Raw genomic sequence first — 14923 nt, 5'->3', positions numbered from 1 at the left:
GCCCGGATCCAATGGGATCCGGGCCTCGGGCCTTCAGTAGCGGGGACAGGATTTGAACCTGCGACCTCTGGGTTATGAGCCCAGCGAGCTACCGAGCTGCTCCACCCCGCGTCGGTAAACCTCACTGTACGGGGAGGTCGACGGCAGATGCAAATCGGTTAACGGGTGCACCCGAGCGGGTTGCGCCCGGCCCGGGCGGGCCCGGATCGGACGCGAGCCCGGACCCGGACCCGGATCAGGCCGAGAGTTCCTCGGCCAGCGCGTCACGCAGCCTGGCGGCCCGCTCCGACACCTCCGCCGGACCCAGCTCCATGGCGCGCACGCACCACTTCTGCCCCTCCGAGAGGTCCCCGTGGCGGGCCGCGAGCAGGCCCAGCCGCAGGGCGGCCCGGCCGTGGCCGGCGACCGCCGCGCGGGTCCACCACAGGGCGGCCTCGGGCTCGCTGCCCTCTCGGGCCAGCAGCAGTCCGAGGTTGAAGGCGCCGTTGCGGGAGCCGGCCTCCGCCGCCTCCCGGTACCACCGCGCCGCCACGGCCAGGTCTCCCCGGGCGGCGGCCAGCATCCCGACGCGCACCTGGGCCCTGCGGTGCCCCTGCTCGGCGGCCCGCTCGTACCACTCCTCGCTCTCGGTCCGCGCGGCCCCGCCCGCCGGCTCGCCCAGCGCCACCGGCTCCGGCGGCGGGGCCAGCGACTCCAGCAGGGAGGCCAGCCGGAAGGCCGCCTCCGCGCTGCCGCCGCCCGCCGCGCAGCGCAGGTGCCGTTCGGCGGCGCGCTCGGCGCCGTCCCGCACGAGGGCGATGCCGACCTGGAGCGCCGCGTCGGTGTGTCCGGCCGCGGCGGCCCGCTCGTACCACTTCAGCGCCGTACGGTCCTCGTCCCGGCTGGCGAAGAGGATGCCGAGGTTGAAGGCGGCGTCGACGCTGCCCGCCTCGGCCGCCTTGGAGAACCAGGGCTCGGCGCCGGCCGCGTCCCCGCCCTGCAGGAGCAGGATGGCGAGGGCGTTGGCGGCCTCGCGGTGCCCGGCGTAGGCGGCGCGGCGGTACCACTGCTCGGCCTGCGCCGTCCGGTCCTGCGCGGCGCACAGCAGAGCAAGGTTGTACGCCCCGTTCTGGTCGCCCGCGTCCATGGCGGCCCGGTACCAGCGCTCGGCGGTCTGGGTCTCCCCGCGGGCGGCGTGCAGGGCGCCCAGGGCGTTGGCGGCGTTGCCGTCGCCGTCCTGCGCGGCCCGGTGCCACCAGGTCGTGGCGCTCTCCTCATCCCCGGCGTCGCGCAGCAGGAACCCGAGGGCGCAGGCCGCCCGGGCCTCGCCCTGCTTCGCCGAGCTCAGGTACCAGCGGCCGGCCTCCTTCAGCTCGCCGCGGGCCTCCAGCAGGGCGCCGAGGTGCAGGCCGGCGCGCCGGTGGCCGCGCGCGGCGGCCTGCCGGTACCACTGTTCGGCCTCCTTGGGGTCGCCCTTGCGCAGGTGCCGGGCGAGCCGGTACGCGGCTTCGCGGTGCCCCTGCTCGGCGGCGGCCCGGAACCAGCGCTCGACGCCCTTGTCCCCGCGGTGTTCGAGGAGGTCGGCCAGGCCGTAGGCGCCCAGGGCGTGGCCGGACTCCGCCGCCTGCCGCATCCAGTACTCGGCGGCCGGCTCGTCGCCGCGCTCGCGGTAGTGGCGGCCGAGGGCGTGCGCGGCGGGGGCGGATCCCGCGACGGCGGCGACACGCCACCAGCCGGCGGCCTCGTCCGGGTGGCCGCGCTGGTGCAGGAGCACTCCGAGGTTGTTCGCCGCGGCGCGGTCGCCCTCCCCGGTGGCGCCGCGCAGGTAGGGTTCGGCCCCGGCGAGGTCACCGCGGCGCAGGAGGAGGGCTCCGAGCACACTCATGGCTCCGGGGTCGCCCTTGTCGGCGGCCACCCGATGGCGTGCCTCCAGCTCGGCGTCGGTGGCCCCTTCGGCCTCTCCGAACGCTTCTTCCGCGAACGCCGCATCGGTCAGTGCGTTGTGCGCGTCAACGACCTGAGCCGCCCCACCGGCTTCCGTGACCGACTCGGTCTCCGCCCTCACAAACCGCCCTGTCTCCAGCAGAGTTGACCTGTCCCCCATAAATCCCATCGTCGCATCACCTGCTACCCGCGTACACCTGGTATGTCGCAGCCAGTGAGGTCACTACAGCGTTTTGTCGACATGCCCACAGAGAGACAAGTCAAACACGCTCCGGCCTCAACTCACCCGCCCCGGTGACCCCGTGTTCCCCGAATCACCCCGCACGGCCCCCACGCGCCGGTCCGGGCATGACGAAGGCCCGGATCCCATTGGATCCGGGCCTTCGTCTTCAGTAGCGGGGACAGGATTTGAACCTGCGACCTCTGGGTTATGAGCCCAGCGAGCTACCGAGCTGCTCCACCCCGCGTCGGTGAAACCACAGTATCACGACGCGGGACGGAGCCATTACCGCGTTTGCGCTAGCCGCCCGGCTTGGGGGCCTGCAGCTTCGCCTCGGCGTCGATCGCCCGCTTCAGCGCCGCCTCCAGGTCGTCCTGGGCCTTGCCGTAGGCGGACCAGTCGCCGGCCTTCATGGCCTTGTCGGCCTCCTCGACGGCCTTCTGCGCGTCGGAGAGGGCCGCCTTGACCGTCGGGTCCTGGGGCACCGGCTGCTGCGGCGTGTCGCCCGGCGGCTGGTCCGGGTTCGTCGGCGTCGTCGGCACGGTCGGGGCCGCGGCCCCGAACACCACGTTCAGCGCCTTGTCCAGGGTGTCCTCGAAGGCCGTCTGGCCGCCGTAGGTCACCAGCACCTTGCGCAGCAGCGGGTACTTCAGCCCGGAGCTGCGGACGTAGACCGGCTCCACGTAGAGCATGCCGCCGTCGAGGGGCACCGCGAGCAGGTTGCCGTACTCGATCTCCGAGTCACCACCGCGCAGGAGGCGGATCGACTCGGCGATCTTCGGTTCGGACTGGAACTTGCTCTGCACCTGGCCGGGGCCGTCCGGCGGCTTGCTCGTCGGCATCTTCAGGATTCGGATCTTGCCGTAGTCCGGGGTGCCCGGATCGGCGTTGACCGCCATGAAGGCGCTGAGGTTGGGCCGCTCGTTCGGCGTGAACGTCGTGGTGAGCGAGAAGACCTGGTCCTTCTCCTCCTGGCCCGGCATCTTCATCGACAGGTAGTACGGCGGGACCGCCGTGCCGGCCTTGGTCGTCGGGTCGTCCGGGACGGCCCAGGCCTCACTGCCGCTGAGGAAGGTCTGCGGGTCGGTGACGTGGTACCGGGTGAGCAGCTCGCGCTGGACCTTGAAGAGGTCCTGCGGGTAGCGCAGGTGGTCCATGAGCGGCTTGGAGATCTCGCTCTTGGTCTTGACCGTGCCCGGGAACGCCTTCATCCAGGTCTTCAGGACCGGGTCCTCGGTGTCCCACTGGTACAGGTTGACCGTGCCGTCGTACGCGTCGACGGTGGCCTTCACCGAGTTGCGGATGTAGTTGACCTGGTTCTCCTGGGCCACCACCGCGCGCTGGCTGTTGGTCAGCGAGTCCGCGGTGCTCTGGCCCAGCGTGGTCCGCGAGGCGTACGGGTAGCCGTTGGTGGTCGTGTACGCGTCGACGATCCAGACGACCCGCTTGCCGATCACCGCCGGGTACGGGGCGCCGTCGATGGTCAGCCACGGGGCGACGGCCTCGACGCGCTCCTTGGGGGTGCGGTGGTAGAGGATCCGCGAACCCTCGCCGATGGCCCCGGAGTACAGGATCTGCGGCTCGCTGAAGGCCAGGGCGTACGCGGCGCGGTTGACCGGGTTGTCGAGGTTGACGCCGGAGCCGCCCTTGTAGCTCGTCTCCTTCTCGCCCTTGTCGTCCGAGTAGTCGAGCTCCTTCTGCGGACCGCCGACGATCGAGTACTGCTTCGTCTGCTCGCCGTAGTAGATGCGCTGCTCGAAGTCCGTGCCGAACATGCCCTTGGAGGGCAGGTCGGCCTGGGTGAAGTCGGGGGCGCCGTCCTTGACGGTGGTGCCCTTGGCCGCGACCACGCCGTAGCCGTGCGTGTACTTGAAGTGGTCGTTGATCCAGTTGTTCTTCGGGATGCCGCCGATGTTCAGCTCGCGGAGCCCGATGACCGTGTCCTGGCCGCTGTACCGGTCCACGGCGAGCGTGGACGGGAAGCCGTAGTAGCCCTTGACCTGCTGGAGCTGCTGGAAGGCCGGGGAGACGATGTTCGGGTCGAGCAGGCGGACGCTGGCCGTGGTGTCGGCCGCGGACCGCAGCTTGGTCCGGTCCTCCGTCTGCGGGACGCCCGGGTAGTCCTTGACCTCGGACCCGGCGATCCCGTAGGCGTCGCGCGTCGCCTTGATGTTCTTCTCGACGTACGGCGATTCCTTGGCCTGCTCGTTCGGCTGGACCTGGAACTTCTGGACGATCGCCGGGTAGAGCCCGCCGATCAGGATCGCCGAGAGGACCATAAGGCCGAAGCCGATGACCGGGAGCTGCCAGGTGCGGCGCCACAGGGTGGCGAAGAAGAGCACGGCGCAGATCGCCGCGATCGCCACCAGGATGGTCTTCGCCGGCAGGTAGGCGTTCGCGTCGACGTACCGCAGGCCGGTCCAGTTGTCGGCGGCCTTGAAGTCGCTGGACTTCACCGCGAGGCCGTACCGGTCGAGCCAGTACGCGATCGCCTTCAGGGTGACGAAGAGGCCGAGCAGCACCGACAGGTGGCCGGTCGCCGCGGCGGTGGCGCGGGCGCCGGGGCTGGTCACGCGCAGGCCGCCGTACAGGTAGTGCACGACGACGGCGGCGATCACCGACAGCACGACGGCGGCGAAGCCGAAGCCGAGCAGGAAGCGGTACCAGGGCAGGTCGAAGGTGTAGAAGGACACGTCCAGGTCGAACTGGGGGTCCTTACGACCGAAGGGCACCCCGTTGACGTACATCAGCCAGGTCTTCCACTGGCCGGCCGCCGAGGCGCCCGCGATCAGTCCGACGATCACGGCGATGCCCAGGAGCAGCCACTTCTTGTACGCGGCGATGCTCATGCGGTAGCGGTCGAGGCTCTGCTGTTCCAGCGACATCGCGCTCAGCGGCGGCCGCAGCCGGTGCGCCAGCCAGATGTTCAGCCCGACCGCACCGGCCATCAGCAGGCCGAAGACGGCGAAGAGGCCGATCTTGGTCCACAGGGTGGTGGTGAAGACGGTGGAGTACTTGACGGAGCGGAACCAGAGCCAGTCCGTCCAGAATCCGGCGAACATGATGAACGCCATGGCCAGGACGGCCAGGACGCCCAGGGTCGTCAGAAGAGTCCGGGCGCGCCGGGAGGGGCGGCCGACTCTCATCCGTGGCCCGGAGGGGCCTCCGCCGCGGTCCGGCATCTGGAAAGCCAAGGTGCGCACCTCGAAAGTCGCTGAGTCTGGGTACTGAATCTGGGTACTGCTTGCGGTTACTGCGCCCGGTATGGGAAGAGCGGAGCCGGGTCCCCGATGGTAGGGCCCACTCTTGCAACTTACGGAGGCTTTAGTCAGTTCCCGGTAACCGGGGGAAAGGAGGCAGGATGTTGTCCATGTCCAACCTTTCGCCTTCCCCCGGCACGCCGATGGCCGCCACCCCGCTCACCCGTGCCGTCCTGGAGATCGACGAGTACGCCTCCACCCTCGGCTGGGACAAGCCGGCCCGGCTGTTCGCTCTGGTCGACACCGCCCGGCTGCGCAAGCAGGAGCCCGGTCTCGCCCGTCAGCTCGGCCTCGACCAGGACGACACCGGCAAGAGCCAGCTCACCCCGATCGAGCAGGACTCCGTGCCGGCCGGGACCCCGCTGGACAAGTTCCTGGGAACCATCGCCTGGCCCGACGCGATCGTCGGCTGCGCGCTGACGGTCGAGCGGCTGATGCTGCCGCCGTCCGCGGAGGCGTCCGTCCCGGAGGGGTTGAGCGACAAGCAGCTGTCGAAGTGGGTCGCCGCGCACCCCGACCGCCAGGAGGTGCGGCTGACCGTGGGCGTGCTGCGCGACGGTTCGCGGGAGTCCGCCGTGCGGCTGCGGGAGAAGGACTCCTCCAACGAGGTGCTGACGGGCGCGAGCCTGGTGCCGGGCCTCGCCGAGGCGCTGGCGGCCACCTTCCTCGACTAGGACGTGTTTTAGAAGTCCCGCCGCTCAGCCGGCCCGCCGCTCCGCCGTCGTCAGGAGGCGGAGCACCTCGGGAGGCCGGCGGTGTCCCCCTTGGAGATCTTCTCCAGGGCCTTCGTCGCGTCGTCGATCGTGGAGACCTTGATCAGGGTCAGCCCGTCGGGCACGTGGGAGGCGGCGGAGGCGCAGTTGTCGGCCGGGGTCAGGAAGTATTCGGCCCCGGCCTGGCGGGCTCCGATGGTCTTCATCTGGATGCCGCCGATCGGTCCGACCTTGCCGCTGTCGTCGATGGTCCCGGTGCCCGCGATGAACTTGCCGCCGGTCAGGTTCTCCGGGGTGAGCTTGTCGACGATGCCCAGGGCGAACATCAGGCCGGCGCTGGGGCCGCCGACGTCGGCGAGCTTGATGTCGATCGGGAACGGGAAGGTGTGGTCGGTCCCGGCCCGGATGCCGACGATGGCGTGGCCGTCGTCCTCCGCCTTGCCCGCGGTGATCGTGATCTTCGCCGTGGTCGTGGGCTCGCGGTTCGCGCGTTCCGCCTCGGCGGCGTCCTTGGCGGGTACGACGGTGAACTCGACCGGCTCGCCGGGCTTGTGCTTGGTGACGAGCTTGGCCACGTCGGCCGGGTCGGTGACCTGGACGCCGTCGACGGACTTGATCACGTCCCCGGCGTGCAGCCGGCCCTCGGACGGGCCGCCCTTGACCACCGAGGAGACGATCACGCGGGCGTTGACCGGGATGCCGAGCTGCTTGAGCGCGGCCACCTTGGCGCTCTCCTGCGACTGGCTGAACTCCTCGGCGTTCTCCTGCGTGGATTCCTTGTCGGTCTTGCCGTTCGGGTAGAGGTTCTCGTGCGGTACGACGATGTTGTCGCCGGCCGCCCAGCCGTACACCGCTTCCAGCAGGTTCATGTCGTAATCGGCGCCGGTGACCCGGACCGTGGTCATGTTCAGGTGACCGGTGGTCGGGTACGTCTTGTGCCCCGAGATGCTCAGCACCGGCTCGCCGTGCGAGTCGCCGAGCGTGTTCACCGTGGGGCCCGGACTCATCTCGGAGTACGGGACCTTGATGAACACCCCGACGCAGAGCAGCGCGAAAAGCATGAGGGTGGAGGCGAGCATCGTCGCGGTGCGGCGTGGCATGAATCGACAGTACGGGACGGTGTCGGAGGGCGGCCCCTGGGGCCGGTCCGTACGGGGGCCGTGCGCGGAACTCTCAGCGGATTCTCAGCGGGACCACCGGGACGCTCAGACGGCGTCGGAACCGGAGTGCGCCTTTTCCTTCGTCCGGGCCTGATCGGCCTTGCCCATGGCCTCGCGGAACCTCGCGTAACCGGCGAGTTCGGATATGTCGCCCTGAGTGCGGTCGCGTGCCGCCCAGCTGCCCCATATCGCGGCGCCGATCGCGGCGAACAGCGGAATGAGCAACCACGCCAGTGATGCCATGAACGTGCCTCCCTGCCCCGAAAGTACGTGTCGTTGGTGGCTTCAACGCTCGTGCCCGGAAAGGGGTTACGCAAATCGAGGGCGTGTTGCGCGGCCGAACGGGGGTGAGGCTACCCCCTTGCGGGGGAAGCCCCGCGTCCGGGGGGTTGGAAGGGCGGGCGGGGTGGTTCAGCAGGCGCCGACCCATTCCTCGGTGCCGTCGCTGAAGGTCTGGTGCTTCCAGATGGGGACCTCGTGCTTGAGGTCGTCGATCAGCATCCGGCAGGCCTCGAAGGCCTCGCCGCGGTGCGGGCAGGAGACGGCGACGACGACGGCCAGGTCGCCCACGGACAGGTCGCCGACGCGGTGGACGGCGGCGAGGGCGCGGACCGGGTACTTCGCCACGACGCGCTCTGCGACGCGGCGCATCTCGGCGACCGCCGTCGGGTGGCAGGAGTAGCCGAGGGAGTCGACGTCGGCGCCGCCGTCGTGGTCGCGCACCGTGCCGACGAACAGGGTCGTGCCTCCCGTCGAATCGTCGCCGACGGCCCGGAAGACCTCGTCGATCGAAAGCGGGGTCTCACGGATGTCGAGCAGCCGGATCGGGTCCGGAGCGGCCTGCTCACCTGGGTGGTCGAAGTGCGGTGCCATGTCATCCATCGTGCCTCAGCCGCTGACATGGCGGTATAGCCGATTCGCCCGGCGCGGGCCCGCCCGGTTGGGATCCTCCTACAGGAGCGGGCCCCCGCCCGGCCGGGTACGGGCGTACCGGGCGGGCGCGTCGGGGTCGGCGCCGTGCTCGGGGTCAGATGCCGCGGCGCTTGCGGGCGCGGCGGACGGCGGCTGCCGCGCCGAGCAGGGCGACCGTCGCCCCGGCGGCCCCGGCGGCCGTGGCCGCGTCCTTGCGGCCCAGCCGGCGGCCCGCGACGGTGTGCCGGCCCGACACCTCCTGGAGCAGCTCTGCCAGCACCTCCTCGTTGGTCCAGCGCGGCCGCCAGCCCGCCGCGTGCAGCCCGCTGACGCTGACCACCCACGGGTGCATCGTGTACGCGAGGTCCCCGGCCGGGGACGGGGTCAGGCCGATCCGGTGCAGTCGGGCCGCGGCGCCCAGGGCGACGGCCGAGGGCAGTTCCATGCGGCGGATCCCGCTGAGCTCCTCGACCTCCTCCTGCTCCAGCCAGCCCTCGCAGCCGACGGCCAGCTCGCCCTCGGCCTTCTCCAGGGCCGCGTACTCCAGGGCGCTGACCAGGTCCTCGACGTGGCAGAACTGCCAGGTGGGACGGGACCCCGCGACGACGAGCAGCCGCGGGGACTCGAAGTAGCGGGTCAGCGCGGTGTCGGTGCCGCCGACGAGGACCGCGGGGCGGACCACCGTCACGTTGAGCCCGGGGTGCGCGCGGGGGGCCCTGCGGCCGAGGCGCTCGATCTCCAGGAGGTCGCCGACGCCGGTGGCCTCGGCGGTGGCGCGCAGCTCGGAGTCCTCCGAGAGCGGGATGTCGTTGTCCGGGAGGGCCCCGTAGACCATGGCGGAGGTGCACAGCACGACCCGGTGCACGCCGGCCGCGGCGGCGGCCGTCAGCACGGTCTGGGTGCCGCGCACGTTGTACGCCGTACGGGTCGCGGGATCGGTCTCCAGGTCGAGGTCCAGCGCGAGGTGGACGACGACGTCGGCGCCGCGCAGTTTCTCGGCGATGGCCGGGTCGCGGACGTCGAGGAGGTGCCAGTGGGCCTCGGCGCATTCCCCGCGCCGCTCGTCGATGGCGACGACCTGCTTGACCTCGTCGGATGCGGCGAGGCGGGCCACCAGGGCCGCGCCGACGCCGGATGCGGCGCCGGTCACCGCGATCACCGGGTTGCGTCGTCGGGGCTCGGCCTGGTTTCGCGGCCGGCGAACGCCGGGGGCGCTGTCGCCTTGCTCGGGGCGGTTTTCGGCGTCGTGCGGCGCGCGAGCCTGCGGATCTGGGGAACTCACCGGGCGTCTCCAGCGGTTGTCTTCAGTAGGGACACGTCGTGACGCGTACCCACCAGGTGATGTCCATCCTGCCGCAGCCCAGGAGTCGGCGGAGCACCGAGCCCGGAAGCGGGTCAGGTGTCTAGGCTGGGTGGTGTTGCCGGACCATCGCCGTCGGCTCCCGCCGGCGGCCCTACGAGCCGAGGAAACCCGTGAGCGACACCCCATTCGGATTCGGCCTTCCGCCGGAGGAGCCGGAGAACGGCGACGAGGGCAAGAAGGGCGGCCAGGGCGGCCCCGCGAATCCGTTCGGGTTCGACCCCTCCGCTCTTCCGGGCGGCGCGGACAATCCGTTCGCCGCGATGTTCGGTTCGATGAACCCTGGCGACCTCGGTGCGGCGTTCCAGCAGCTGGGCCAGATGCTGAGCTACGAGGGCGGTCCCGTGAACTGGGACATGGCCAAGGACATCGCCCGCCGGACCGTCGCGCAGGGCACGGCGGACGGCGTGAAGGACACGAGCGTCGGCGTCGCGGAGAAGTCCGCCGTCGAGGAGGCCGTGCGCCTCGCCGACCTGTGGCTGGACGGCGTGACCTCGCTGCCCTCGGGGGCCAACGCGGCCGTCGCGTGGAGCCGCGCCGAGTGGGTCGAGGCGACCCTCCCGGTGTGGAAGGAGCTCGTGGACCCGGTCGCCGAGCGCGTCGGCGCCGCGATGGGCGGGGTGCTGCCCGAGGAGATGCAGGCCATGGCGGGCCCGCTGCTCGGCATGATGCGTTCCATGGGCGGGGCCATGTTCGGCCAGCAGATCGGCCAGGCCGTGGGGGTGCTCGCGGGCGAGGTCGTCGGCTCGACCGACATCGGTCTGCCGCTGGGACCGGCCGGGCGGGCGGCGCTGCTGCCGCTGAACATCGAGAGCTTCGGCAAGGACCTGGGCGTTCCCTCGGACGAGGTGCGCCTGTACCTGGCGCTGCGCGAGGCGGCGCACGCCCGACTGTTCGCGCACGTGCCGTGGCTGCGGTCGCACCTGTTCGGTGCGGTGGAGGGCTACGCGCGGGGCATCAAGGTCGACACCTCGAAGTTGGAGGACGTCGTCGGCCGGCTGGACCCGTCGAACCCGGAGGAGCTCCAGGAGGCGCTGGCGGGCGGCATGTTCCAGCCGGAGGACACCCCGGAGCAGAAGGCCGCCCTGGCCCGCCTGGAGACGGCGCTCGCGCTCGTCGAGGGCTGGGTGGACGCGGTCGTGCACGAGGCGGCCAAGCCCCGTCTGACCTCGGCGGACGCCATGCGCGAGACCATGCGCCGGCGTCGTGCCTCGGGCGGTCCGGCCGAGCAGACCTTCGCGACGCTGATCGGCCTGGAACTGCGTCCGCGCCGGCTGCGCGACGCGTCCCGCCTGTGGGCCTCGCTCACCGACGCGCGGGGCGTGGACGGGCGCGACGGCCTGTGGGAGCACCCGGACATGCTGCCGACGGCCTCCGACCTGGACGACCCGGACGGGTTCGTGCACCGCGAGCAGCTCGACTTCTCCGAGATCGACAAGATGCTGGGCGAGGCGGCCGAGAAGCGCGAGCGGCCCGGGGACGAAGGCGAAGAGAAGAAGTGAGCCTGCACGAAGACGCGGTCCTCGTCCTGAAGCGGTACGAGGACCAGCCCGAGCTCCGCGCCCTGTACCTGGAGCACCTGGAGGCCCATCCGGACGGGGTCTACAAGCCCTGCACGGCCGGGCACGTCACCGGCAGCGCGCTGGTGGTGGACCCGGTCCGGGGCAGGGTCCTGCTGACCCTGCACAAGAAGCTCGGCATGTGGCTGCAGATGGGCGGGCACTGCGAGCCCGGTGACGCCACGCTCGCCGACGTGGCGCTGCGCGAGGCCGTCGAGGAGTCGGGGATCGCCTCCGGGCTGACCCTGCTGCCTGGTGGTCCGGTGCGGCTGGACCGGCATCCGATCCCGGCGCCGTGCAACTGGCACCTGGACGTCCAGTACGCGGCGCTGGCGCCGGCCGGTGCGGTCGCGGAGATCAGCGAGGAGTCGCTGGACCTGCGCTGGTTCCCGTACGAGGAGGTGTCGGCGGTGGCCGACACCTCGGTCGTGCGGCTGCTGGAGGCGACGCGGGCCCGTCTGGGCGACTGAGGTACGACGACGCGCGGGAGGGGCGGACCCGTTCGGTCCGCCCCTCCCGCGTCGTGTGTCCGGGCCGTCAGTTCCAGGCGTTGTTCTGGTTCTGGGCGTGCGCGCCGTGCTGGCCCATCCCGAACTGCGCTGCGGCGCCCTGTCCGACCTGGGCGTTCTGCGGCGGCAGCACCTCGCTGGGCTGCACGAGTGCGAAGCCGGTGCCGAGGAAGCTGAGCTCCCAGCCCTCTCCGGTGTTGCCGCGGCGCCGCCACACCCCGGTGGAGTGGGTCTGCGCCTGCATCTGGACGCGCAGCGAGGTCGACCAGGCGACGATCGCGTCGGCGTCCGCGTTGACGTACTTGTCCGGGGTCACCTGCATCATCAGGGGCTGTCCGGAGGTCATCAGGGCGACCTTGCCGCGGCCGCTGATGTTGAGCTGGTACTTGCCGGAGCCGGAGATCCCGTACTGGCTGTCGACGGCGATGGCCTCGGTGTGCAGGGTGGAGTCGAGGGCCAGCACGTAGCTGCTGTCGACGGTGAGGCCGTCCTGGTCGACGTCCACGACGTGGACGTACTGGGCCAGGTTGGCCAGGTAGACGGTGCCCTGCCCGGAGCAGCGCATCAGGTCCAGGCCCTCACCGGTGCGGGCGCGGGCGTTGCGCTGGTTGCTGCTCTGGTACTCGCCGTCGAAGTCGATGATGCCCTGGTAGGCGACCATCGCCCCCTTGCGGGCGAGGACGTCGTCGGAGCCGCTCAGGGAGACCCGCAGGAGCTGGGGGTTCTGGACGGTGTACCGGTCCTGGGACTGCGCTTCCGCGTAGCCGAAAAGTGCGCTCTGCATGATGTGTCCGCTCCCCCTCAGCCCCGGGTCCGGAGCCGGTCGGTGCTGTCCTCGCTGGGCTGTACGACGACGATGCCCTGGCCGGAGAAGGCCATCTGGTAGGCCTCCCCGCTGCCCCGGCCGATCATCGACGAGGCCTTGAAGCTGCGCTTCCCCTTGACCTTGAGGTTCGGGGACCAAGCGACGAGCGCGTCCGGGTCGACGTACGTCTCGTCGTCGCCGCGGCCGCAGTCGACGACGATGGGGGTGCCGCGGGAGGTGATCGCGACCCATCCGGTGCCGGAGATCTGCACGTTGAACAGGCCCTGGCCGGCGAACTTCGCCATGCCCTTGACCCGCTCGACGCCCCACTGGAGGTGGGCGTCGAAGGCGAGGAGGTTGGTGCCGTTGACGGAGAGGGCGTCGTTGTTGAGGTTGATGACGACGACGTCGGCGCCGTAGTCGGCGAGGTAGAGCAGGCCGTCGCCGGAGGCCTTCATCAGCGGGGCGCCCTCGCCGGTCAGCCACTGCGAGGCCATCTGGCGGACGGCGGGCGGGTTGGGCTCGTACTGGACGAAACCCTCGTACGCGACCATCGAGCCGGTGCGGGCGAAGAGGTCCTGGCCGCTCTGCATGGCGACCTTGAGCATGGCCCGGCCGTGGTTCTCCATGCGGGCCGTGACGGGGGTGGGGGCGTAGCCCGCGAGCTGCTGGTTCGTTGCGTTCATGGCGTTCATGTGGGGCTCCCTCAGACCTCGTACGGCTGGACGACGATGAAGTTGCCGGGAGCGCCGCGGAACTGGAGGTTCACGGTCTCCCCGCTGTGACCGGGGTAGGCGTTGCGGCGCAGCCGGACCTGGCTGGAGATGATCACCTGGGAGGCGGCCGACCAGGCGACGATGGCGTTGCTGTCCGCGAACGTCGTCGGCGTGACGGGCAGGACGACGGGGACTCCGTGCGTCTTGACGATGACCGTGCCGGTGCCCTGGAAGAGCATGGTGAACAGGGCTCCGCCGGGGATGCCGTGGCCCTCGATGCGCCGGACCTCGTGCTGGAGGGACTCGTCGAAGGCGAGGACGCTCTCGGCGGAGACGCAGATCCCGTCGCCCTGGAGCTCGATGGCGTGCAGGTGGGCGCCGTTCTCGGCGAGGAAGACCTGGCCGCGGCCGGTGCAGCGCATCAGCTGCATCTCCTGGCCGGTGGCGTTGCCGACGATGCGGCCCGCGAAGCCCGCGCCCTTGTAGCTGAAGTCGACCTTGCCCTGGTAGAGGACCATGCTGCCCTGGCGGGCGAGGACGGCCTGGCCGCCCATCGACAGGTCGACCCGCATGAGCTGCTGGTTCTGCGGGGTCCAGCGGGCGCCGGTCGGCGCCTCCTTGTACGGCTGGAGCGCGGCGGCGAGACCGGCGCCGGGGCCGGCGGCGGCCTGCCCGTGGGCCGGCTGCTGTCCGTAGCCGGGCTGTTGGCCGTACGGGGGCGGCTGCTGGCCGGGGATCTGGCCGTACGAGGGCTGCGGCGGCTGCTGTCCGTAGGGCGCGGGGGCCGGGGGCGGGACCTGGCCGCCGTACGAGGGCTGCGGCGGCTGCCCGTACGAGGGCGGGCCGGGCTGCTGCGGGGGGTGCGGCGGGTGGCCGTAGGGCGCGGGGGCGGGCGGGGCCAGCGGGGCGACCATGGTCGGGGCGCTGTGCACCGGCGCCGGGGGCTGCTGCGGCGCGGGTGCCTGCGGCTGCTGGGCCGGACCGCCGAAGGACGGGGCGGGGGCGGGCGGCTGCTGCGCCTGCGGCTGCTGGGCCGGGGCACCGAAGGACGGGGCCGGGGCGGCGCCCTGCGGCGGAGGGGCGAACCCGGGCGTCGCGGATGCCTGCGGCGGCGCCTGCTGCGGCTCCTCCTCGGCGACCTCGCCGCCGAAGTTCTGCAGCAGCGCGGCGAGCCCGCCGTCGAAGCCCTGTCCGACGGCGGCGAAGCGCCACACGTCCTTGAGGTAGAAGTCGCCGATCATCAGCGCGCGCTCGGTGCTGAACTCGGAACCGTTGAACGAGTAGCGGACGACTTCCTCGCCGCCGGCGACGATCCGGATGTAGCCGGGGCCGATCTGCGACATCTGCCCGGCGCCGTCGAGGGTGGCGCTGAAGGAGAGCCGGTGGATGGAGGCCGGGATCCGGTCGAGGGTCACCCGGAAGGATTCCGTGTCACCCGCCTGGGGGCCGAGCTGCTGGATGGACTCCTCCGGCGACTTCGGCTGGTTGAAGAAGACGAAGTAGCGGTCGTCCGAGAGCTGCTCGTTCGCGTCGAGGCCGAAGCAGCTGATGTCGAAGGTCAGCCCGGGCCCGGAGATCTGGACGCCCACGTACAGATCGGTACCCGCCGTCAGATCACTGATCTTGGCCTTGTGGCCGCGCTGGAATTCCCTGGCCATACGTCCGACCGTCCCCCATCCCGACTCTGAAATGTGTCCCTCGGCATGCGTGCCGGTGCATGCGTGCCGCTCAGGCTAACGGCTTCCGCCGACATCCGGCCAAGTCGGTACCGACCCGGTACAAACCG

General features: G+C 71.4%; 12 protein-coding genes and 2 tRNA genes. 3 read left to right on the top strand and 11 right to left on the bottom strand.

The window, feature by feature from the left end:
* Window positions 1-37: 37 nt before the first annotated feature.
* The 4 genes from ACFVS6_RS28295 to ACFVS6_RS28280 all read right to left on the bottom strand — a co-directional run bounded on the left by ACFVS6_RS28295 (window position 38) and on the right by ACFVS6_RS28280 (window position 5325).
* A tRNA-Met gene (locus ACFVS6_RS28295) sits at window positions 38-111 on the bottom strand.
* A 124-nt stretch (window positions 112-235) separates the two neighbouring features.
* Complete coding sequence (locus ACFVS6_RS28290; RefSeq protein ID WP_389708114.1) at window positions 236-2092, bottom strand: sel1 repeat family protein; 1857 nt, start codon at window positions 2090-2092, stop codon at window positions 236-238.
* A 224-nt stretch (window positions 2093-2316) separates the two neighbouring features.
* A tRNA-Met gene (locus tag ACFVS6_RS28285) sits at window positions 2317-2390 on the bottom strand.
* Window positions 2391-2442: 52 nt separating this feature from the next.
* On the bottom strand, window positions 2443-5325 hold the full coding sequence (locus ACFVS6_RS28280) for a UPF0182 family protein (protein WP_389708126.1): 2883 nt from the start codon (window positions 5323-5325) through the stop codon (window positions 2443-2445).
* Between the two features lie 179 nt (window positions 5326-5504).
* Here ACFVS6_RS28280 and ACFVS6_RS28275 point away from each other — a divergent pair, with 179 nt between their 5' ends.
* Window positions 5505-6077, top strand: a complete 573-nt coding sequence (locus ACFVS6_RS28275; RefSeq protein ID WP_389708112.1) for a PPA1309 family protein — start codon at window positions 5505-5507, stop codon at window positions 6075-6077.
* A gap of 50 nt (window positions 6078-6127) precedes the next feature.
* Here ACFVS6_RS28275 and ACFVS6_RS28270 read toward each other — a convergent pair whose 3' ends face one another.
* The 4 genes from ACFVS6_RS28270 to ACFVS6_RS28255 all read right to left on the bottom strand — a co-directional run bounded on the left by ACFVS6_RS28270 (window position 6128) and on the right by ACFVS6_RS28255 (window position 9470).
* A complete protein-coding gene (locus ACFVS6_RS28270) occupies window positions 6128-7216 on the bottom strand; it encodes a PDZ domain-containing protein (RefSeq protein WP_389708110.1) in 1089 nt (362 codons plus the stop codon).
* Window positions 7217-7321: 105 nt separating this feature from the next.
* Complete coding sequence (locus ACFVS6_RS28265; protein WP_281211018.1) at window positions 7322-7519, bottom strand: hypothetical protein; 198 nt, start codon at window positions 7517-7519, stop codon at window positions 7322-7324.
* A gap of 168 nt (window positions 7520-7687) precedes the next feature.
* A complete protein-coding gene (locus ACFVS6_RS28260) occupies window positions 7688-8149 on the bottom strand; it encodes a molybdenum cofactor biosynthesis protein MoaE (protein ID WP_389708108.1) in 462 nt (153 codons plus the stop codon).
* A gap of 154 nt (window positions 8150-8303) precedes the next feature.
* Window positions 8304-9470, bottom strand: a complete 1167-nt coding sequence (locus tag ACFVS6_RS28255; protein ID WP_389708106.1) for an SDR family oxidoreductase — start codon at window positions 9468-9470, stop codon at window positions 8304-8306.
* 191 nt (window positions 9471-9661) lie between these two features.
* On the opposite strand from ACFVS6_RS28255, the gene ACFVS6_RS28250 reads away from it, so the two are divergent.
* Window positions 9662-11050: a zinc-dependent metalloprotease gene (locus ACFVS6_RS28250; RefSeq protein ID WP_389708104.1), complete on the top strand. Its 1389-nt coding sequence runs from the start codon at window positions 9662-9664 to the stop codon at window positions 11048-11050.
* Window positions 11047-11577: an NUDIX hydrolase gene (locus ACFVS6_RS28245; protein WP_389708102.1), complete on the top strand. Its 531-nt coding sequence runs from the start codon at window positions 11047-11049 to the stop codon at window positions 11575-11577. Before ACFVS6_RS28250 ends, ACFVS6_RS28245 begins: the two co-directional genes overlap by 4 nt.
* Before the next feature lie 67 nt (window positions 11578-11644).
* Here ACFVS6_RS28245 and ACFVS6_RS28240 read toward each other — a convergent pair whose 3' ends face one another.
* The 3 genes from ACFVS6_RS28240 to ACFVS6_RS28230 are packed head-to-tail and all read right to left on the bottom strand — an operon-like array spanning window position 11645 to window position 14795.
* Window positions 11645-12400, bottom strand: coding sequence for an AIM24 family protein (locus ACFVS6_RS28240; RefSeq protein ID WP_389708100.1), 756 nt, complete (start codon window positions 12398-12400; stop codon window positions 11645-11647).
* A 17-nt stretch (window positions 12401-12417) separates the two neighbouring features.
* A complete protein-coding gene (locus tag ACFVS6_RS28235) occupies window positions 12418-13107 on the bottom strand; it encodes an AIM24 family protein (protein WP_389708124.1) in 690 nt (229 codons plus the stop codon).
* A gap of 20 nt (window positions 13108-13127) precedes the next feature.
* Window positions 13128-14795 carry a TerD family protein gene (locus ACFVS6_RS28230; RefSeq protein WP_389708098.1) on the bottom strand — a complete coding sequence of 556 codons (1668 nt, stop codon included), beginning with the start codon at window positions 14793-14795 and terminating at the stop codon, window positions 13128-13130.
* Window positions 14796-14923 lie beyond the last annotated feature (128 nt).

The sequence above is a fragment of the Streptomyces sp. NPDC057939 genome (assembly GCF_042887545.1).
Lineage (GTDB): Bacteria > Actinomycetota > Actinomycetes > Streptomycetales > Streptomycetaceae > Streptomyces.
The sequence above is the reverse complement of the archived record's forward strand: the minus strand, read 5'-3'. Positions and strand labels throughout refer to the sequence as shown.

What these genes read in the sequence shown, in the direction of transcription:
- ACFVS6_RS28290 (WP_389708114.1), bottom strand. Translation starts at nt 2,092, where the DNA reads ATGGGATTTATGGGGGACAGGTCAACTCTGCTGGAGACAGGGCGGTTT.
- ACFVS6_RS28280 (WP_389708126.1), bottom strand. Translation starts at nt 5,325, where the DNA reads ATGCCGGACCGCGGCGGAGGCCCCTCCGGGCCACGGATGAGAGTCGGC.
- ACFVS6_RS28275 (WP_389708112.1), top strand. Translation starts at nt 5,505, where the DNA reads ATGTTGTCCATGTCCAACCTTTCGCCTTCCCCCGGCACGCCGATGGCC.
- ACFVS6_RS28270 (WP_389708110.1), bottom strand. Translation starts at nt 7,216, where the DNA reads ATGCCACGCCGCACCGCGACGATGCTCGCCTCCACCCTCATGCTTTTC.
- ACFVS6_RS28265 (WP_281211018.1), bottom strand. Translation starts at nt 7,519, where the DNA reads ATGGCATCACTGGCGTGGTTGCTCATTCCGCTGTTCGCCGCGATCGGC.
- ACFVS6_RS28260 (WP_389708108.1), bottom strand. Translation starts at nt 8,149, where the DNA reads ATGGCACCGCACTTCGACCACCCAGGTGAGCAGGCCGCTCCGGACCCG.
- ACFVS6_RS28240 (WP_389708100.1), bottom strand. Translation starts at nt 12,400, where the DNA reads ATGCAGAGCGCACTTTTCGGCTACGCGGAAGCGCAGTCCCAGGACCGG.
- ACFVS6_RS28235 (WP_389708124.1), bottom strand. Translation starts at nt 13,107, where the DNA reads ATGAACGCAACGAACCAGCAGCTCGCGGGCTACGCCCCCACCCCCGTC.
- ACFVS6_RS28230 (WP_389708098.1), bottom strand. Translation starts at nt 14,795, where the DNA reads ATGGCCAGGGAATTCCAGCGCGGCCACAAGGCCAAGATCAGTGATCTG.